We start from the raw sequence: 19,658 nt of genomic DNA, 5'->3' as shown, positions 1-19,658 counted from the left end.
CGGGAAACTCCGGAATGAAGGACAGGATCAGGCCCGGACACCCTCTCTCGGGCAGCCTCGGACCTGATCTTTCCCGGCCCCTCTCTCCCTCTCGCACCAAAGTGTTCCCGACGCTTAGCTTGATGTTGTTCTTGTTATGTTCTATTTTGGAGCCAAGCCAGAAAGGGGGTTTCACCATGGAAAGCACCAAGCACGTCCTGCCCGTAACGCCCAAGCAGATTGCCTATGCGCGGTCGCTCGCCCTGCGCAACCGGACGCTCCTGCCCTGGGAGGTTCAGCTCTTTGAGCGCTTGGATCGAGGCTCAGGCCCAGCTGAAGCCGGTATCGGACATGGACCAGCTGCCCACGTCCAAGCAGGTGGCCTTCGCTGAGAAACTCGCCCGGATCAAAAGGCGCGCCGTACCGGACGAATGCTTCCGCGACAAGGGGCTCATGTCGAAGTGGATCGACGGGAACAAGTGACAGGAACGGGGCGCTCGCCCCCCGACGAACGGGGTCACAGGCCTGCGGTATCTTCACACGTCATAACTCTGAGCTTGGAAAAGCTATTCCTGGTGAAGGTCGACTAGAAGCAGAATAGTGGGATGACCAAGCGCCACCGCACCATATTGGGCTGAGAGTTTGCCTCGCCAAATCTTCTTGGATTTCCGTAAGTAGATGTATAAAAAGCGAAAACCCGCGAGGACCTGTAACGGCTGTCGCGGGCTTCTAAGGGTTTGAAGGCCTGACTTTGCCTTCGATTGCTCTCATATATGGGTATCTTCGCACGACTGTCAAGCGCAGTGTGAAAGTCGTGCGAACAGTCGATCGGAGCATTAAGTACTTGGTAACAAATATAATTTCTCAAGAACGCCTCACGAAGTACCTCGTTGCTGCTGGTCACAATCCAGATCGCGCTCTCGCCCTCTATGGCTGGAACATTCAGCTCAGTGAGGCTTTCTTCCCTGTACTGAGCGCAGCCGAGGTCAGTCTAAGGAACATAATCGTCGTTCGCCTCATCGCGCTCTATGGTCCGCAATGGTGGGATGACCCTGCCTTTCTCTTGCAGATCAAGAGCCACGGCAAGCGCATAGTAAAAACAGCACGCGACAAGCTCGTCACAACGGGCGCGGTTACCTCAGGGCGAATGACCGCAGAGCTTAATTTTGGATTCTGGGTGAAAATGCTGCTGCCAAGGCACGAACCCGTCTTCTGGGCAAATCTGCATGGAGACTTCCCTCACCTGCCGGGGCCTGTTTCCTATGCACAACTATACAAGCGCTGTGACGATGTCCGTGAATTTCGCAACCGCGTCTTTCATCATGAACCAATTCTTCATCGAAATATCACCGCTGAGTATAGTCAGATCATGGAACTGATCAAATGGTTGAGCCCAGATAAGGCCATCTGGATCAAACAATATTCCCGGGTCATGACGGTCGTGCGGCAGAAGCCGTGAGCATTGCCGACTGACAACAGACTAGCCCCCGCTTGTCAGCGTGGAACGAGATCAGCTCACCCGAACCGCCGCCCTCCTTCCGTGAACGTATACGCGTTGACGATGATACCCTCCTCGATGGCCTGGTCCGAGGTGAGGTGGTCGTATTCGGCTTCAAGCTGGCGGTAGAGCCAGCGGGCCAGATCACGCAGCGCCTCGGTCACGACTTGTTCCACGTCCTCAGTCGGCGGCTGCCAGGTCGCGCTGTCCCGCGTGATGTCCACCGACATGGTGCATTCATGGTAGTAGCGACCACGGTGGCTGGCCTCGGCGGCGAGCTGGTAGAAGTTTCGCCGCTGGATGGCCTGCAGCCGGTCGGCGATGCCGTGCAACGTCGCGTCCGTGGGCGCGTAGTCCCGAATGCGCGCGGCCGCGCCCTTGGCGTGGGACCAGTATCCTTCGAAACAGGCCCCGTCGCCCTGACTCCAGAACCCGGAGAACCAGATGCATGGCTTTTGGCGCGTCCCGCCGCCCATCAGGCGGACGGGCGTGGTCTTCAGGCTGATGCCGAGGATTTCGCAGACCCGCTCGAAATCTTCATAGACCGCGTCCCACCAGTCGTCGTGGGGCCCGAGGTCGCGATACCAGCATCGGGCCTTCTCTTTGGCCGCATCCGAGAGCTCGGGGAACTGGTAGACAGTGGCGCAGATGATCTCAGGCATCGGCGTCCTCCCCGTTCAGCGCCGCGACCAACCATTCTTGCGTGCTGGACCAGCCGATGGATTTACGAGCGCCGAGATCGATGGCATGCGCACCGCCGCCAAAGGCGTCGAGCCGCGGCCGGGAGCAGGTCAGAGCATACTGGAACCCCCAAAGGCCGGTGAGGTCGAGGTCTTCGGCGAGCCGCAAGACGAAGCGGATGACGGCTTCGACATCGCCGTGTTCGTCGTCATGGATCCAGAGGCTGCTGCCCTCGGGGGCATCCTGGTGCACGAGATCGAAGCCAGCGACATCTGGGTCGTCAGCGTCCTGATCCGCAGCGCGAAGTTCCTGAAACAGTGCGAGCGCGCGGGCGGCCTTGTCGGGGCTGCCGACGTCGATCAGGCATGAGAAATGGGTGAAGTAATCCGCCATGGGGACCTCCTTAATGGGGAAGACCCGGCCAGGAGGCCGGGCGATCGATTGGGATGAAGGGGTAGTTGGGAACGATCAGCCGGTCGACGTGTCGCCCGCCGCCTGTCGTGCGGCATGAGCGCAGAGCATCTGCCGGTAGAAGCGCTTGCGCGCCAGCCGGAGACTGCAAACAGCGCGCGTGTCGGGGTGTAGCGCCCGGACCGCCGCGCGAACCACTGCCAGTCGCGAAGCGGCCGGCGGCAAGCCAAGACGTCGATAAGTGGGATCGGTCATGTCACATGACCTCGACTACGGGCGAAGCGAGATACGGATCGACCTGTGCCTCGATCCGTTCGGTTCGACCCATCCAAGGCTCAGGCCGAATGGCCTTCACCCAATCGGCGAAGCTCGGGATGAAGCCGAGGTCCTCCTTAACATGCTGCTCGCCGACCCACCGGGTAGGGATGATGCGCCCAGTCGAGAGCGTGAGGGTCTGACCAAAGATGGTCTCGGCCATGAAGATGCCCTCGGCATGGTGGCGCAGCGCCCGGTGCCGAAAATCGGCTGTGATCTCCTTGCTCTGGTCGAACCAGGAATGCACGGCGAGGAAATCCTCGACCGTGCCGCCCCATTTCTTCACCGAGGACAGGGCGTGGTGGTAGGGATGTGCCATCGCCGCCCCCTCAGAAATCGTGCGTGTAGAGTTCGGACGAGGTGAAGCGCTCGTTGAACTCGAGGTGAATGGAGCGAGCGCGCGCGTCGAAGCAGAATTCGCCGTAGGCCCCGTCGTTGTTTTCCCAACCGCCGTGAGTGTCAGACAGCAAGTCGTACGCCAGTTGCTCCACGACATCTTCGAGCGAAAGCGCCCGCATCTCGACTTCGGGGTCGTCCCAGGTCAATGCGGCATAGGCGATCTGGGTCTTGGGGAAAGTGACTTCGGCGTCGCCAGCGTAGGCTTCGATGCTTTCAACCTGGCCGCTATCGCCATAGCCGTCAAAGCTCACGGTCACATGGGTGATGCCCGCGGCAGTCAGGCCATCGAAGAGGCGCTCCTTGTTGGCCGGACGCAAAGCTGCGATCCGCGCGTCACGCTCGGACTGCCGAGCCAGCACGGCGGCGAAATCAATCCTGGACGGCGCCATCGGCGCGGCCAGAGTGGGTTCGATCTTGGACATTGGAAACTCCGAAATGAGGGAATGGATCTGAACCCCGAGGCTCTCTCTCGTCCTCCTAGGCTCACATCCTCCCCAGCCCTTCTCTGACTCTCGGGCGTCACGCCGCGATCTGCAGGGCGCGAGACGCGAAGACACGCCAGAGCGGATCGACAAGACGGGCATCGAGAACGTCGGCGTGGTGCCGCAGCCGTCGCGCGAGGCCATGTTCATGCCATTCGGCGCCCGCATGGCCTGCGCGCGGGTCTGGCTTGCCTCGGACACGACGGCGCGGGCTTCGGCGGCATCCGAGACCGGGTGGCACCATGCGACCCCGCCATCACAGGTAGCTCCGGCCAGAACGAGACGGCCCTCCCGATCGAGGATTGCCAGGATGCGCGGAGCGTCTTCAGGTGTGATATCTTCGGCGTGAACGATTGCCCCCTGCATGGCCTCGGCCAGCGTGGCAAACCGCTCCAGTACCATGGGGTGTGCCTGCCCGGACATGAGAGCCCCGGGCGTATGGCAAGTCGTCGTGAGCGCAAACGGCAAGTCTTGATCTTTAAAATCGGTCAGGAGGCTCGGCGGCAAACTTGTGTTCTGCGTTTCCGGCTGAGTTTGGCAAGGAAGGTCGAACATGGGCATATCTCCGACGGTGCGGAAAGCCTCTCTCACCGCTTCAAACCGTCAAAGACCGAACCGCCGCCCTCTTCCTCGAAGGGGCGACGGCGGCGGGTACGAAAGGCGCGTCAGAGCTTGCCCAGGGCCCGCAGGCTCAGTTCCGTCCCGGCGCCGACGATGATGTGGTCGTGCAGCGTGAGGCCGAGATAGCGACAACCCTTCTGGATCTCCTTGGTCATGCTGAGATCGGCCTCCGACGGCGTTGGATCTCCCGACGGGTGGTTGTGGATCAGGATCAGGGCGCTGGCGTTCAGCATCAGAGCCCGTTTGATCACCTCGCGCGGATAGACCGGGACATGGTCGACCGTGCCGATCGACAAGAGCTCATCGGCGATGATGCAGTTCTTGCGGTCGAGATAGAGAACGTGGAACCGCTCGATCGGCCCGCGCACCGTCAGCGCGCAATAGTCAAGAAGCGCCTGCCAGCTGTCGATGACGGGGTTTCGGCTGAGATAGCGGCCGAGGATGTCTCGGGCCTCGAGGATGACGGTTTCTTCCTGGGGGGTCATGGGGGTCTCGCTGAGTTACCCACCTCGACGCCCCTTCCCTCTCGGGGCGGGGCCGGTGGCGTGCATGTGGAAGAGGAAAACGCGACCGCCGCGGATGCAGGCGGTCGCTGTGCCGGGCTTCGCGTCAGCCGACCCGGTCGAGGAGCTTCTTGGCGCGCCCTTCCATATCAAGGCGGGCATCCTGCTGGGTCTTGTCTCGCGCGAGCCGCGTGATGCCCTGCACGAAGTCGAAGATGCTTTCCGGCGGTCGGCCTTCCTCCATCAGCACCTTCTCGATGATCTTGCCGGATTCGGCCTTCGAGAAGCCGCGCTTGCGCAGGAAATCCGCGCGGTCCTCGTCGCTGCGCGCCACGACTTGCTGCCGTGCCGCCCTGATCCCATTCACGAACCCCTGCGGCGAGGAGTTGGCAAACCGCGTCAGCGCCGGGGCCGCCTCATGGGCGAAGCGCGAGGCCGCGTATTTCGAGTGGCGGATTTTGATCTCCTGGAAATCCTCGACGCCCCAAAGGTTGCGGTTCTGGCACACCGCCCGAAGGTAAAAGCTCGCCATACCGAGGGTCTTCGCCCCAACCTCGGAGTTCCAGCAGTAAAACCCCCGAAAGTAGAGGTCGGGAGAGCCGTCCGCCAGCTTGCCCGCCTCGATCGGATTGCGATCGTCGACGAGGAACAGGAAGACGTCGCGGTCCGAGGCGTAGAGCGTGGTCGTGTCGCGGCTGATCTCGACATCGGGGTTGTAGACCCCGGTCGACCAATCCAGCACACCCGGCACCTTCCAGCGCGTATCGCTCGTGCCATTGCCCGCGATGCGCTGCACCGCCTCGACAAGCTCGAAGTCGTGGATGCGGCCGTAGTCGGGACCGGTGACGGCGCGCAGTTCCGTGCGGCCATCCTCAGTCTCGAAGGTCTTAACCTGCTCGGCACGGTGGTTTGTCAGACCGTACTGCAGGTTGATCCCCGCCAGCGGCGCGGGCAGCTGCCGCAGGTAGGAGGCCGGAGCGCCGACAATGCTGGCAAGCTGGCCAAACGCCCAATGGGTAGGCACGACCGGCTCATGCGCCTTCGGCAGGACCAGATGCAATCGCTCGGCGCTGTCGCGCGCGGCCTCGACGCGGATGTCCGCTGTCTGCACCACGCGGCTGCGGCTGCGCTCGGAGCGACCCTTCACGCTCGCCCAGAGATCGTCGAGCGACAGATACCGCTCGTCATCGGGCCGGTTGAACCATTCGGACGACACCCGCCCGTTCCGCTCACCCCGGCTCACATCCACCTTCCAGCCACCAGCCCGCGTCGGCTGTACCGGATCCAGAACTTCCACAACGCCCATCGGCATTCCTCCGCGACAGGCGCCGGGAGCCACTCTCCCAGCCTTTAACCTGTCGCGAAAGCAATCAGCCTTTCTCTCACTCTTCAAAAGAGGCACGAGCGGCGGCAATGCGGGACGAAGCGGGCGCTCGCTGCGATTGCGCAATCGCCGAATTTCCTACCCAGATTCGGTTGTTCCAGCGCAGTATGTGTCCATCTCTAGATGTGCGTGGGAATCTCAGACTTAGGGGGTGAAAGGTGAGCAAGTTGCAGGATGAAGAGGGCAAGACCGACGAACTGCCACAAGGCATTACGATTCCGAGCGACCTTCAGTTTTCCGCCAGAATGTTTCCAGACGAGGACTACGCCAAGGAGGCGATGTACAAGTTGCATTCCGTTCTCAGCGTCATCAGTCAATCCATCGACCTAACTAACCTGGATGGCGTGACGGTCGCCTTCGACTACGACGAAGCACTGGCTGATCTTGATCGTGGATATGAGACAACCTACACACTCACCGCCACCAAAGGTGTCGCCATCGGTGTTGCAATGGCGCCCACGGTAATTCGCGACGGTGTGATCAAAACGCATCTAGTACTTAACGCGAACTACGCGCTCAGCATCCTAGAAGGACCTGGGGAGGAAACCGAATACTTTTGGCAATCACTTCACCTAATTGCACACGAATGCGCGCATGTGGAGGTGACAGCAGCATTTGACAAGTCGTTCCCCGGGTTTCTTCTTCAGAAAACACACAGCAATATCCTAGATAACATGCGCTGGCAGGTTATTCTGGCAACGTGGGATGAGTATGCTGTATGCCGCATCGCCGGCTCCATTGGAGATGATCCCGTAGAGGGTTACCTCGAAACCTTGGTCAAGGTGTTGGGCGATACCAGGGGCCAATGCTGTGAGCTGATTAAGGCATATCGGACCCACGGGGATGTTGGGCAGATTGTAGGGGAAGTATATGGGAAGCTCGGCGATCTGCTGAAGTATTCATCTTACTTTGTGGGTGCTGCAGCAGCGCAGGAAACCCCAGAAACGCATCCGCCTGCTCTCACCGATGAGGCTGAGTTTGGGTGGTTTTCTCCGTTCTACGAACGCTTGATTGAAATGCAGGAGGCGCTTTGGAACGAGTTTGGGAGATGGAAGAATTTGGATGCCTTCGAGGCAATCGGCGATATCTTAGAGGACATGGCTGAGAGCATTGGTGTCGAAGCGTCGCGCGAGTCCGACGACCTGATCAAATTCAATATTCCATACCGACCGGAAAGCATGCCCGACATTGCCATGACGAACCCGTTAATGCGTGCACTGCTCGGCAGATAGCTGCATTGCATCATCGGCCAAAGTGGGCTCGAAGCTACATTGTAGCAGTGCAGCGAACCCGGCGGGTTTCCCCGCCGGGCCTGAGGGGGGGAGACCCCGTTCCTCAGAACGGGATCTCATCGTCGCGGTCGACCAGTTCGGGGTTTTCGTTCTCGGCCGACTTCGGGCGGCTCAGGAAGTCGACCTTCTCGGCAATGATCTCGCAGCCGTAGCGGTCGTTCCCCATGCTGTCGATCCACTTGGTGTAGTGGATGCGGCCGTGGACGAGGACCTTCATGCCCTTTTCGCAATGCTCAGCGACCGTCTTGCCGAGACCGTTGAAGCAGGTGATGCGGTGCCATTCGGTGTCCATGACCCGGTAGCCGTTCTCGTCGCGCATCACACGGCCTTCCGAGAGGCGGGGGCGCGAGGTGGCGAGGCTGAAGTTGGTGATCTTGGTGCCGCTCTGGGTGGTGCGGACTTCGGGGGTCTGACCGATGTTGCCGGCGAGGATGACGATGTTCTGCATGATAAGCTCCTGTGTGTCCTGTCTTCGGGACCGTCCCTTCGACAAGACCCTGAAAAAGCCCGTCGGGTGACGCGTGCACGGTGGACAGCATGGACACCGGAAACCCCCAAAGGACCGGGGTGGAGCGGGCAGGACGCCAAAGGCGGCCAACACGGCCCGGACTGACGCGGGGTTGCGCGCGAGAGCCCGAACGGGATTAGGGGATTGTCAGTCGAAGGGATGGCCCAGAAGACAGAGAGATGCGGGGAGCCCTTGCTAGACCATGTCCCCTTGCCAATCGGGACTGTTTGACCCAAAGCCCAACTCCCCACCAGCGGCGCAAGTGTCCATCACCGGCTCTCGCCCCCCTGCCCTTCCCCGCTGGGAAATGCAGGGCCTTGCCGCGACAGGCTATCGATACCGGAATATTCAGGACACGGACCGCACCCACTAGCTGAGTGGGATCTCGGGACGTTGTCGCTTAACGCGGACAGAAAATGCAGAAGGAAGTCGCCGGGGCATTCTTCACGGTCTTGGATTGGCAGATGGCGAAAGGTTGCACCAAGGCGGAAGTTATCGCCACGGGATGGACCACTTCCTGGCCGAACTGATCGGGGAGAATGGAAACCGCTTGTGCGCCGGTATCGCAGGGTTTCCGGCATTCTGAGCTTTTGGCGCCGACCTGGTCCGGTCACGGCCGAAAACTACGGCTGTTCGTCAATGTGGCGACGATAGATTGACGGCGGACGACATGGCTGCATGGAAAACTCCGGGTTCAGTCTGGGTCGGACGGATCAACTGCGTCCAACTCGAAAATCGTTGCCTCGGGTCTTGGTCCCATCACACGCGTTGGCAGATTAGGCGCAGGCAATTGCCCTCTGTGGTGCCCCTTCACCAACACAACCTTACCGCTGCGATAGCGCCGCTCATGTTCGCTCACCCAATGGCGAACAGGGCCGCTTCGCCCGTCCTGGACCTGACGCTCGAACTCAAGGCGAGCCTGCCGCTCCTCCATGTGAGCCGCGGCCTGCGGACCAATGCGGATTGTAAGATGGGATTTCTGCGCGCCTAGAATCCAGGACTTCCCGAATTTTCGAGCGGTCTTGGCATCCTTGGCTGTGAACGTCTCGTTTTCCGTGGGAATGATGCCACCCAAGTCCGGGGAAGCCAGCATCGCAAAGAGCGCGTAGGGGATGAAAAGATCGTAGCCTGTTTCAACTTGGTGCACCGTGCGCCGACCGTTGATCATTTCCATCGTATCACCGCTCCGCACACGGAATTCGACCATGGAACGGCTCAACTCGATTTCGACGTTGTCGTAGTTCAACTCGCCTGTCGGAGTTCGCTTCACGAGCAAAGCGCAGATTGGATCGACGACCCTCGAATTGTCGCGGCGATGGAACATCGTGATGCGCAAGTGGCCATTGTTTCGATCATCGATGAGATAGCCGCGTAGACCAGTGCCTATGGGTTTGTCGTCATGTCTCGTTACATGTGAAGCCCGTTCAAAGCGCGCGACACCCAGCTCTCGATCGTCAAATTCGACCCAAACAACGTCGGCGGGGAGCTTTACCTCACCCAGAATGGCCATTGCGGGAAGACCGGTTTCCGAAGCCTGCTTGGCGACTGCGTCATGAAGCGTATCGGCATAGGCTGCAGCCATATGGTCGAGCAGGTATACTTTTGCCTGCTGTAGGGCATCGAGCGCATACTCGCGAAAAAGCCTCAGATCCTCGGACGGCGTAAAGTGCCAAACCAGGTCGTCAGCAGGAGCCGATTTACCCGCAAGCGATGAACCGTATAAGGAAATCAATGATTTGTAGAGCATGCGACGTGACCCGAACCAAATACAACGCAGTGTCCGACGAACCCTGACGATGTTCAAGCTGCATTCATTGCACTGCAATTGACCGCTGATGTCTGTGCAAAGCCAGATTGGCTAACGCTCGAGCTTGTTTTCTTAATGCAAAGGCATGCCGACCATCGTCGGCTCATTCTGCCGGTCGGCCGGAACGGTGGACAGGCGAAAGGCCCGGATCGGAGCCTTGCTCCGAACCCGAGCCGTCTTCGATCCCGTGGGCGTTACGCCCAGGGGTCGATCTCACCCACCACCTGTACCTCGTCTCCGTCGATTTCATCGGCGGGGACGGCGCCAAAGGTTCCATCACCTGCCTGGAAGACGACGATCGAAACCATGAGCGTGGCGGCGAGGGAGGCGGCGAAGGCATGTGCATCTTTGCGGGACATCTGTTTGGCTCCTGTCTTGGAGGCGGAGGACCATCCCCCGCGCGACAGGACCCCGCTGGCCCGAAAACTGGCTGACATCACCGGGTGCGTTCGGCTCGTCCGAATCCACCCGGCGGCACGGGCTCGCCCGTAGTCCGACCCCTCGCGGGTTGATCTCGAAGACTGGATTCGGGGCAAGGAAGGGAATGGCGAGCGGGGGATGGTGCGACCGCTGACTGGAGCCGGGTGTCCCGCTGATGCTATCGCTGCCAGCCTCCCGGCAGACATTTGGTAGAAGACCTCCTTCCGTGTTGGATTGGATCCTATGGTGCTCCGCGATTTCGCGGGACAGGGTCGTGATGGGTGAGAGGCCCGCGCTTTGGCGGGCCCCGTGGGTTCTACGTAGGCTCAGGCGGCAAGCTCCGCGCCCCCTGCCCTAGCAGCGCCTTCTTCGCCGACAATCTCCAGCCGCGCATTGCGATAGCCTTCTTTGGCGATCCAGAGCTCGGCAGCCGTGACAGACTCGGCCAGGTGGAGCAGCTCCGTGCAACCGCCGAAATCCAAAAGGACGCGAACCTGCCCGGGCTGTGGTTCCTCAGCGACCTCGAAGGTCAAGGCGCTGTCAGCCGAATGCGTTCGCATGATCGTCACGAGAATGACTCCGTCCGAAGAGAAGTTCCCCTCGTGCAGCGTGAACGACGCCGGCGCCGCCCGGGTCGGATAGGGTCGCGGCGGCTCCTTCTTGACGAGACGGCCAACGCCGTTCGAGCGTTCCCAGGCCGCGAGCTTCTTCGTGAAACGCGCAGGTGGTTTCGGACTGTTGTCGGTGTAGCGAATGAGCGCCCCTAGCGGCGCGGTGTCGAGAATGGTCGATGCAGACATGATTCCTCATCCTGAATGCGTGATTTTGCATTCATCATATTGATATTGTTGTATTTTATGTGATCTAGGACGGGTTTCCCCGCCCTCGGATGGCGCAGATCACTCCGCAGCTATCATCGATGCCTCATTGCTCGGCAGGTCAGCGGTGAGGAAGGCGGGAAGGTCGACATCTTCGGCTTGCTCAGCGTCGGAAACGAGCTCAGGCGCCCCCTGCCCTTCCGCGCCATCGAGTGCTGCCAGATCGTGACGGCGCAGAACCTCCGGCAACCAGCCGCTGCCTTTCAGCAGACGCTCGGCTTCACTCGCCATCTCGCCCTTCTTCAGGTGATCGAGGAGTTGCGCCGTCCCCTCCCCTTTCGCCTCACGCACGGCCTCGAGGATCCGGGCCTTGGGCACGCGGTTCAGGTAGGTATCGGCCGTCGGCTGCCAACCCGCCTCGACCATGTCGAGTTCGACCGCCTGGGCGACCAAGTCAGACTGGGTCATCCGCCTGGTCAACCCGCTGGCGGAGATACCGGCACCATAGGGGTTCACCTTCTCATGGAGCGCGTTGACCCCGAAGCTGAGGCAATGCGCGAGCAACGACAGCCGGCTCCTTGATCAAGGGAGGTCAGGTAGTCCCAGAGAGCGGCATCGTCGCCGAGCGGCAAGTCGGCCTCCCACTCGGCGTGGCGATCGTCGACCAGCTTGGCCACCACGCTGTCCTTCAGATCGCTCGCCTGCGCCGACATGTAGACGTGACGGACCGAAGCCTCGAGGCAGCTGCCGGCCGAACTGGACGTCTGGAAGGTGTCACCCACGAGCTTCAGGAGCAGCAGCGTCAGCGCGACGTCGGGGGAGCGCCCGACAGCTTCCCGCAGTGCCACTGTCCGGTGCGCCGTCAACTCCATGACCAGCCGCTCAGGCAAGGGCTTCAACGCACCATCGTCCTCGTCGTCGGGCACGTTGACGCCAAGCGCTTGACCAGCAGAGGTGATCACCGTGCTGTGGCCGATACCGTCCACATTGCTCCCCGTTGAAAGCTCCACGCCCGGCCCGTCTGCTGCCTGTTCACCGCTGTGGACGTCGACGTCTGTTTTTGGCTCATCCTCGGGCCGCACAAAGCCCCGATAAACGGCAAGCTCGCCATAACGGTCAAGCGTCACGAACGCCCCTGCCCTCGCGATCTCCCCCGCGTCGAAGATCAGCGGCCGGGTCTCGAGCTTCTCCATCGCGACTTCCAACTCGCCAAGACGCGCGTCGATCTCTTCGGGGAATTCATCCTGGCCCTCGTATTCCTCTTCGAGCGCTCGGTATTCGGCAAGCAGCCTGGCATGGGCCGCGCCTTCGTCATCCGTCATCGGCGCCGGGTCTCCGTTGAGACGCCGCAAGCCGTGGCTGTAGCCATAGGGCAGGTCGAGCGAGACCTCGATCCATTTCCAACCTTCGGTCGCTATGACTTCGGCTTCAGCCTGAAGCTTCTCGCTGACCAGACGATCGAGCAGGGCAGGGTCTTCCAGCCAGCCCCCGTCATCGCCCTGGAAGAGGTCATGCAACATGGTGCCGCCAGCAGCCTCATAGGCATCGACGCCGACAAAGACGGCACGACGATCGGAGGCCCGCACCGAGGTTTCCGTCAGTATGCGCCGGATCTGATAGGGCTCCTTGTTCCAGGACGACTTGATCGCCTCCCAGACCTGAATCTGACGCTCGTGATCCGGATTGACCGTGAAGGCCATCAACTGCTCCAGCGTCATTTCATCCTCGGCATAAAGCTCAAGCAGGGCAGGGGCCACGGCGGCGAGTTTCAGGCGCTGTTTGACCACCTGCGGCGTGACGAAGAAAGCGGCCGCGATCTCTTCATCGCCCTGACCCTTCTCCCGAAGCGCCACGAAGGCGCGGAACTGATCGAGCGGATGCAAGGCAGCGCGCTGCATGTTCTCAGCGAGCGAGTCGTCTTCGGCGAGGATGGTGGAATTGGCATCCCGAACAATGCAGGGAATGGGCGTCGTCTTGGCCAAGCGTTTCTGCTTTACGAGGAGAGACAGGGCCTGAAAGCGGCGACCGCCCGCGGGAATTTCGAACTTACCGGTCTCGGACCCATCATCCGCCAGAACGGGCCGAACGCTCAGGCTCTGCAGCAACCCGCGGCGGGCGATGTCTTCGGCCAGTTCCTCGACCGAGATGCCAGCCTTGATGCGCCGGACGTTGGACTGGCTCAGCACGAGCTTGTCGAAGGGAATGTCCCGGGACGGGGACAGGGTGACTTTCTGGGCAGATTTCGCCATCAAATCTTCTCCACGACGGGCGCCGGAAGCCACTCTTCCGATCTCACTTCCCGTCACCCCTCAAACCAACAAACCTTTCCCTCTCCTGTTCTGGCGCTCCCGAGACCGGACCTTAACAGCTGTTAAGTCGTCAATCCCGAGGTGGCGGAACAGTACGCAGTCTCTCAACCTTAACAGCTGTTAAGCTGCAGATCGTCGCCCAATCAATGCCATGACCATCGGCCCACAGGAAAACTCACCGGCCACAGCTTTGGCAGTCAGAGCTCGCAAGTATCCACCAGGCGATCTGATGTCCTCAAAGCGTTCCAGCATGGCAGAAACGACGATCGACGCTTGCTCCGGACCCATGAACCGCTGCGCTTCTTCCCATGCAGATGCACTGATCCCCATGGCTGGTCGCACATGGCATGCCGCATCGAAAAGCTGGTGCCAATGCCGGATTTCGCCTTGGTAGAAGGTCTTGAGCGAGGGACATGCCGCGATCACCAGGTGCAGCGGGATCTTTGGCAAGTGTCTTGTGTCCTGTTCATCGACGTCAGCCACGGGCTCATTCCTGTCCACATCTGGCACGTCGGCCGCCGCCCCGCTTTTTTCTAAAGCAGGTTCAAGATCTATAGATTCTTTATTTGAATTATGATGGTGACGCTCAGATCGAGCATCATTGGTGTTCATTTCTTCTGTTTCAGAGCCATCAATGATGTTGCGTGCCTGATCGAGGAGAGCTTCAAGATCTGCTCGATAGGCCGCGAGGTCCTCAATTGAAAGCTTGCGGCGAAGCGCGCGCGCTGTGAGGATAGCTTTGTCACGAAGCTGGTCCCAGATGCCTAGGCCTGGCTGCATCTCGTCTCCGAACTCTGCGAGGGCCGCGAGATCACGCCGCATGAGGCTTACAACCTCTCTCAGACGCCTGACGCGCTCCTCAGCCTCACGTACGGCCTCTGCGGCCCGTGCTATCTCCTCGGACTGGCAGTAGAGCGGGGAAAGATCGAAGCCAAAGGCGACGCGCTCTTCGCCGTGCTTGCGGACGTAGCGCTTTCCATTGGGGCTATCACGCCGCTGGAGCAAACCAGCCTCGACAAGACGCGCGAGGTGACGACGCATAGTGGAGCAGGGCATACCATTCAGGCGCTCACAGATCGCCTTGTTCGAGGGGAAGACTACCATCTCGGCGTTCCCGCCAAGTGCATCGTCTGGAAAGAAGCTGAGGAGCCCCTGCAAAACAGTCAAATCACGTTCTGACACGCCAAAGGCCGCTTGCGCCTTGGAGAGCTCGCGCAGGAGTTCCCACTTGTTGACGGGTCTGCCCGGAACAGATGCATCGGGTCGCTCGATCACGCGCAGATGGGCGTGCGAGATCGGCCGCATAAACGGCGAAATCGGTGTGTACTCCATGAAAACGTTCACGAAGGCAAAATTTCTACGGCCCGCGAATCGCTTTGCGCTTGCGGGGTAGGGGCCAGAACGCTACATTCAGAAGTGCGAAAACTGAGATTTTGTAGCGGGCTGGTCCCGGTGCGAAACCTTACAAAGGTCTCGTGAAGCTAGCTTCTCGGGGCCTTTTTCTTTTTGCCTGTATCGTGCCTCCTTCTTGTTGGTTGCTCTTCCTCAGTCTCCTGAACGCTTCCAGCGCTCATGAAGCTCGGTAATCAGCTTTGGGGCATTACCCTCCAACCAGCTGATAAAATCAGGTTCATCCGTAGTCAGATCGAGTTTAAGCTGCTTGCCTTGGCGGCCGGTCTTGACCGTCGCAGCTCCGACACCGGGGATCGCCACAGTAGGCACGCCCTTTCCAGACGGGTTTGCTTTCTTCTCTGGGCTCTTCGCAGCTGCCAGAACTGCGAGAAACGCGCGCTCAGAAACCTCATCGACCGAGCCGGAACTTTCGGACTTGGCTGCATGAGCTACGGCTTGCAGTTGGTCTCGATCACCGTCGTAGGCACCCAAAGCCTTTTTGAGCTCTTCCCATCTCGGGCGACCAATCCCGGGAGCCGCACCAATTGCCTGGATGAGTTCCTCGCCGACCGTCCGAACGACACTCAAGAGCTGTGAAACCCCAGCTTCGTGGAGGTTAAGGACTTCGGCGACACCTCGATTGGTGCGCTCAGCCCCTTCCAAATGGTCACCGTCCAGAAGCGCCGTCGCCACAAGCGCACGTTCAATAAAGCTCAGATCACGACGCTCTTGGTTCTCGAGAAGCTGATCTCGAAGCGCTTGATCACCCTCAACTTCAGTGACGATGGCTCGAACTTTGATACCGAGTTCGCGACATGCTTCTAGGCGCCTGCGGCCATAGATCAGGTTGTAGCGATCGCCTTCAAGTGGGCGGACCAATACAGGCACACGCTGACCGTTCTTGGAGATAGAGTTCTTCAGGCCCTCAACTTCAATCTGAAGCCTGTCATCCAATCGTCCTTCGGTAACAATCTGCGCCGGATCGATCTCAAATACACCGCCACGCAGTCGGCGCCCTTCAAGAGCGTCAGGAGCGTTGCGAAGGGTCTGCAGCGGCAGGCCGAGTTTAGGCTTTCTTGCCATTCCGCCCCCATGTGTTCTGGATGATTTCAGCGATCTCATCGTTGACTGCGTTCATGGATTCGATCGCACGATCAAACGTCTGACGCGTGAAGTCCTTCTTGTCAGCTTCATAGAGCGTTTGCTTGGTCAAGCCGGCATCAGAAATTGCGGTCGATTCAACCATGTGATTGGTCAGGACGGACCTCCCAAACAGCCCGCGAATGAAAGCGATGACTTCGGTTTGTGGCGCGTCGCCGACTTTGTATCGCGTTGGCAAAAAGCGCAGCCAATCGAAGCGCAGATTTGCGCCTGCATCCCTGATCACTCCCAGGAGATCCGCAGTCATTCGCAGGAATTGGGACATCGACATGAGGTCAAGCATCTGCGGGTGAACCGTCACGAGAACACCCGAGGACGCGGAAAGTGCTGACATCGTCAAGAAACCAAGCTGCGGCGGGCAGTCGATCACAACAACGTCGTAGTTCGCTTCAACACTATCGAGTGCGTCATGAACTCTCGCGAAGAACGCTTTCGCTCCGCCTCGCTGGATAGCAGCAGGCGTCTCGTGCTCGAACTCCATGAGTTCAAGGTTGCCCGGGATAAGATCAAGGCCGCGGATGTAGGTCTTGCGGATCACTTCGGCGATCGGAACCGGATCGTCATAGCGAACGGCATCATAGAGGGTTCCGCCCTCCATAAGGTCGAGTTCTGGCTGGATTCCGTGAAGAGCCGAAAGAGATGCTTGGGGGTCGAGATCGATCGCAAGAACCCTGTACCCCTTGAGCGCCAAGCGCTGAGCGAGGTGAGCAGACGTCGTCGTTTTGCCGGACCCGCCCTTGAAGTTCACCACTGAAATAACTTGAAGGTCGTCACCGTCGCGACGCCCAGGCACGTAAGTTCCAGACTTTTTTGCGTTTCCTTCAAGCGTCTGCCGGATTTCCCAGATATCGTCGAGCGTATAGCGACGATGACTTCCAGCCGTCGTCTCAACGTCAACGATCTTTCCTTCTCGATGAAGCTTCCGAAGATAGGTATGGTCGACGCCAAGGAGCTCAGCAGCTTCACCGCTGGTCAAAGTGCGCATCACCTTCTTTGCATCCGGAGGGAAGTGTGCGGCGCGCTGAGCATGCAGGTTCGACGCGAGAAGTTCCGCGTAGTGCCCGATGGCGATGTCTAGATCCTGCTCTACTTCGCTCATGTCTGCCCCGATCCGTGGGCGCGTTTTTTATGTGACCGCGCGTTATTTTTCGAGACTATTGCCCGACCAACCAGATTCGTGCAAGCACTTTCTAGATTTAGTGGCAATCGGTTAGGCCAACACAAGTGTGATCCTCAGAGGAGCCCCAGCTTTTCAGCACGCTCCAGCAGCATTCTGACTGAGGAAGGCTGCCAGCTGGTGCGACCGCGAGGGGTGCGCTCACGCATGGATTCCAGTCGGTCGCAGATTGCCTGCAAGGTGATCTCCGGGTCAGCACCTTTGATTGCGGCGACAATCGCAGGCAGGCGATCGTCGGTTTCGCGACGTCCAGCGCGTCCAAGCACTTCAGCAGGCAGGAATCCGTCCACCACGTATGCCTTCACGGCGCGGAGCAGGCGGCTTTGCGTCCAGCGCCGATCATGGGGCAGGGGGCCATTGATGATCCGCAGGACGTCTTCCCAAGCCATATCGGGGCGCAAACGGCGCACATGGGGCACCCAATCCTGCGCAGTTTCGTTCAAGCGCTCCATGTAGCCGTCCTGTCGCGCCAGCCGCACCTTGCGCAGCGCTTCAGGGTCCTTGGCGCGAAGACCTGGGTTGCCGCCTACGCGGCCCTTTGAGCGTGCCGAGGCAAGTCCGGCTTTGGTACGCTCGCGGATCAGAGCGCGTTCGAACTCAGCCGCAGCGCCCAGAACCTGCAACGTGAACTTGCCCTGGGGCGACGCAGTGTCGATCGGGTCCTGGAGCGAGCGGAAGAACGCCCCCTTGCCTTCCAGTCTTTCGATCACTTCAAGTAGGTGCGACAAAGACCGCGCAAGCCGGTCGATCCGCACGACGACCAGCGTGTCGCCCTTGCCAATCCGCTCCAGCACACGTGCAAGCACGGGCCGCGCGCGGTTGCCGCCCGAGGCGTGCTCTTCAAAAATCTCGGCGCATCCCGCAGACTGCAGTGCCTCAGACTGGGGCAGGGGGGTCTGATCCTCGGTGGAGACGCGCGCATAGCCAATCAGCGGCATGAAACTGGGCCGTTTGCAATTTTATGTACCACCAATAAACGACCGTTTTTAAACGAATGCAAGTAGGTGCTCTCTCGTTTTGCTCGTCCCGAAACCCTTTGTTTCCCTGTACTGAGCGCGATCTGAGAGGTTCCACCGGCAGTCGCCCGCGCACACTATATAAAGAGCGAAGGCAACCGCCACAAAATCGCTTGGGTAATGTGCAAAAGAAGAGTATTTTGCACATATGAAACCCCAAGGAGCCGCTTTGACAGATGATTTCGATGACCCCCTCATCACCATCGAGGAGGATGAAGAGGCTCACGAAGAGGATCTCTGGTTGTCGCGTTTAGTTCCCGATTTCAATTGAAGCAGTAAGCTGAAACTGAAGCGCTGGAATTTCACCTTAGCGCTTCACCAATGGGTCAAGAATCCTGAGCTTCACAGCCCTGCGGCTTTGGTCAGGTTCACCCGGAACCTGTCGCGCCTGCGCTGATAGCGCCGGGTCATCTCGGCCGACGCATGTCCGAGTTGCTTTTGAACATAGCGCTCATCAACCTCTGCCGACGAGGCGAGCCCGGCACGCAAGGAATGCCCCGAGAACATTGCCAACCGTTTGGCTTCCGGCAAATCGGATCTGATGCCACTCTTCATAACGGTTGCCTTGATCAGTCGCGCTATGTGCTTGTCGGAAAGGCGGGACTCGAGGGCACGCTTGCCGTCCCGCGAGGTGCGCACGAAGACCGGCCCAAAGTCGATCTTCGCAAAGTGTAGCCATTGCTCAAGCGCGTGGACGGGACAGGTCTGGCCGCTTGAGCCACGCCCGACCTCAACCTCGCGCCATCCGGTCTTGGCATTGAGGGTGAGCAGGGCGCCGCCGTCGAAGACTTCGACCCAGCCGCCGGAGTCCGGTGTATCGTCCTTATGCACATCGAGGCAGACCACCTCCGACCGGCGCAGGCCACCTGCATAGCCCAAAAGCAAGATCGCCCGGTCTCGGAGCCCGCGGAGATCGTAGGAAAGGGTGGCCACCATGGCCTGGATGTCCTCAGGCAGGATCGCTTCCTTCTGGACCGGCGGGCGCGCATGCTTGCGTTTGATCCCGGCCAGAACGGTGGCGATATGCCGGTCCTTGCGATCAAGAGTGAACCCGCGCTGTCTGTAGTTCCAGGCAAGCCCCGAGAGACGGCGCTCGATCGTGGAGACCGAAAGGGTAGGGGCCTTCCCGGTTGGTGCAGCCAGATCAGCCACATAAAGTCCAATCATCTCGGGCGCGGGGGGCAGAGGTTCCGTGCCTTTCAACCGGCACCAGCGGCTGAAGTGTTTCCAGTCGGCCGCATAGGCCTTGTTCGTGTTCCCGGCTGTCGAGGCCTCGGCGTAGCCACGGGCGGTATCGATCAGCCGGTCGAGTGCGCCGGAGCCGGCCACATTGGCGGGCAGGGCGATTGAGGCTCGGTCCCGAGAGGTTCTCTTGTCGTGTTCGTCACCGTTCAACGAGTCATAGGACGCTGAGCTCGAAATCTCTGCGCCAGACGCGTCGGAATCCTCGATTTTGGTGCTGTTTGTCGGTCTGCCGGAATTCTT

The 19,658-nt window shown here is 59.9% G+C and carries 18 protein-coding genes and 3 pseudogenes; 3 read left to right on the top strand and 18 right to left on the bottom strand.

Annotation, left to right across the window (positions count from 1 at the left end; translation table 11 throughout):
• The first annotated feature begins 176 nt into the window (after positions 1–176).
• Positions 177–462: pseudogene (locus C8029_RS11195) on the top strand (hypothetical protein).
• 361 nt (positions 463–823) lie between these two features.
• Positions 824–1,438, top strand: coding sequence for an Abi family protein (locus tag C8029_RS11190; RefSeq protein WP_226562389.1), 615 nt, complete (start codon positions 824–826; stop codon positions 1,436–1,438).
• A 56-nt stretch (positions 1,439–1,494) separates the two neighbouring features.
• Here C8029_RS11190 and C8029_RS11185 read toward each other — a convergent pair whose 3' ends face one another.
• The 8 genes and pseudogenes from C8029_RS11185 to C8029_RS11150 form a co-directional block, all read right to left on the bottom strand.
• On the bottom strand, positions 1,495–2,139 hold the full coding sequence (locus tag C8029_RS11185) for a DUF8835 domain-containing pootine (RefSeq protein WP_009574194.1): 645 nt from the start codon (positions 2,137–2,139) through the stop codon (positions 1,495–1,497).
• The gene (locus tag C8029_RS11180; RefSeq protein WP_009574195.1) at positions 2,132–2,551 is read right to left on the bottom strand and encodes a hypothetical protein; all 420 of its coding nucleotides are present in this window, start codon (positions 2,549–2,551) and stop codon (positions 2,132–2,134) included. The genes C8029_RS11185 and C8029_RS11180 overlap by 8 nt, the downstream gene beginning before the upstream one ends.
• 75 nt (positions 2,552–2,626) lie before the next feature.
• Positions 2,627–2,824 carry a hypothetical protein gene (locus tag C8029_RS11175; protein WP_009574196.1) on the bottom strand — a complete coding sequence of 66 codons (198 nt, stop codon included), beginning with the start codon at positions 2,822–2,824 and terminating at the stop codon, positions 2,627–2,629.
• 1 nt (position 2,825) lies between these two features.
• Complete coding sequence (locus tag C8029_RS11170; protein ID WP_009574197.1) at positions 2,826–3,203, bottom strand: DUF6915 family protein; 378 nt, start codon at positions 3,201–3,203, stop codon at positions 2,826–2,828.
• A gap of 10 nt (positions 3,204–3,213) precedes the next feature.
• On the bottom strand, positions 3,214–3,705 hold the full coding sequence (locus C8029_RS11165) for a DUF6878 family protein (RefSeq protein WP_009574198.1): 492 nt from the start codon (positions 3,703–3,705) through the stop codon (positions 3,214–3,216).
• 97 nt (positions 3,706–3,802) lie between these two features.
• A pseudogene (locus C8029_RS11160) lies at positions 3,803–4,320 on the bottom strand (DNA repair protein RadC).
• A gap of 110 nt (positions 4,321–4,430) precedes the next feature.
• Positions 4,431–4,871 carry a JAB domain-containing protein gene (locus tag C8029_RS11155; RefSeq protein ID WP_009574200.1) on the bottom strand — a complete coding sequence of 147 codons (441 nt, stop codon included), beginning with the start codon at positions 4,869–4,871 and terminating at the stop codon, positions 4,431–4,433.
• A 124-nt stretch (positions 4,872–4,995) separates the two neighbouring features.
• Positions 4,996–6,195 carry a hypothetical protein gene (locus C8029_RS11150; RefSeq protein ID WP_009574201.1) on the bottom strand — a complete coding sequence of 400 codons (1,200 nt, stop codon included), beginning with the start codon at positions 6,193–6,195 and terminating at the stop codon, positions 4,996–4,998.
• A gap of 236 nt (positions 6,196–6,431) precedes the next feature.
• On the opposite strand from C8029_RS11150, the gene C8029_RS11145 reads away from it, so the two are divergent.
• A complete protein-coding gene (locus C8029_RS11145) occupies positions 6,432–7,505 on the top strand; it encodes a hypothetical protein (RefSeq protein WP_143093134.1) in 1,074 nt (357 codons plus the stop codon).
• A 103-nt stretch (positions 7,506–7,608) separates the two neighbouring features.
• Here the strand turns inward: C8029_RS11145 and C8029_RS11140 are convergent, their stop codons facing one another.
• The 10 genes and pseudogenes from C8029_RS11140 to C8029_RS11100 all read right to left on the bottom strand — a co-directional run bounded on the left by C8029_RS11140 (position 7,609) and on the right by C8029_RS11100 (position 19,568).
• The gene (locus C8029_RS11140; RefSeq protein ID WP_008335991.1) at positions 7,609–8,013 is read right to left on the bottom strand and encodes a single-stranded DNA-binding protein; all 405 of its coding nucleotides are present in this window, start codon (positions 8,011–8,013) and stop codon (positions 7,609–7,611) included.
• 754 nt (positions 8,014–8,767) lie between these two features.
• Positions 8,768–9,820: a hypothetical protein gene (locus C8029_RS11135; RefSeq protein WP_074646411.1), complete on the bottom strand. Its 1,053-nt coding sequence runs from the start codon at positions 9,818–9,820 to the stop codon at positions 8,768–8,770.
• Between the two features lie 254 nt (positions 9,821–10,074).
• Entirely contained in the window at positions 10,075–10,239 is a 165-nt protein-coding gene (locus C8029_RS22040) for a hypothetical protein (RefSeq protein WP_008335988.1), read from the bottom strand.
• Between the two features lie 387 nt (positions 10,240–10,626).
• Positions 10,627–11,100: a UCP036055 family protein gene (locus C8029_RS11130; RefSeq protein ID WP_074646410.1), complete on the bottom strand. Its 474-nt coding sequence runs from the start codon at positions 11,098–11,100 to the stop codon at positions 10,627–10,629.
• Positions 11,101–11,199: 99 nt separating this feature from the next.
• Positions 11,200–13,367 (bottom strand): annotated as a pseudogene (locus C8029_RS11125) (ParB/RepB/Spo0J family partition protein).
• 180 nt (positions 13,368–13,547) lie between these two features.
• On the bottom strand, positions 13,548–14,759 hold the full coding sequence (repC, locus tag C8029_RS11120; protein ID WP_074646408.1) for a plasmid replication protein RepC: 1,212 nt from the start codon (positions 14,757–14,759) through the stop codon (positions 13,548–13,550).
• Between the two features lie 213 nt (positions 14,760–14,972).
• A complete protein-coding gene (repB, locus tag C8029_RS11115; RefSeq protein ID WP_074646407.1) occupies positions 14,973–15,902 on the bottom strand; it encodes a plasmid partitioning protein RepB in 930 nt (309 codons plus the stop codon).
• Positions 15,886–17,079 (bottom strand): plasmid partitioning protein RepA, encoded by a 1,194-nt coding sequence (repA, locus tag C8029_RS11110; protein WP_074646406.1) that lies wholly within the window; start codon positions 17,077–17,079, stop codon positions 15,886–15,888. The genes repB and repA overlap by 17 nt, the downstream gene beginning before the upstream one ends.
• 134 nt (positions 17,080–17,213) lie before the next feature.
• On the bottom strand, positions 17,214–18,095 hold the full coding sequence (locus C8029_RS11105) for a recombinase family protein (protein WP_074646405.1): 882 nt from the start codon (positions 18,093–18,095) through the stop codon (positions 17,214–17,216).
• A 420-nt stretch (positions 18,096–18,515) separates the two neighbouring features.
• The gene (locus C8029_RS11100) at positions 18,516–19,568 is read right to left on the bottom strand and encodes a tyrosine-type recombinase/integrase (RefSeq protein WP_226946311.1); all 1,053 of its coding nucleotides are present in this window, start codon (positions 19,566–19,568) and stop codon (positions 18,516–18,518) included.
• Positions 19,569–19,658 lie beyond the last annotated feature (90 nt).

It is taken from the genome of Roseobacter sp. TSBP12 (assembly GCF_009129705.1).
In the GTDB taxonomy this organism is placed as follows: domain Bacteria; phylum Pseudomonadota; class Alphaproteobacteria; order Rhodobacterales; family Rhodobacteraceae; genus Celeribacter; species Celeribacter baekdonensis_A.
Note: the sequence above shows the minus strand (reverse complement) of the source record. Positions and strands in the feature narration are given on the sequence as shown.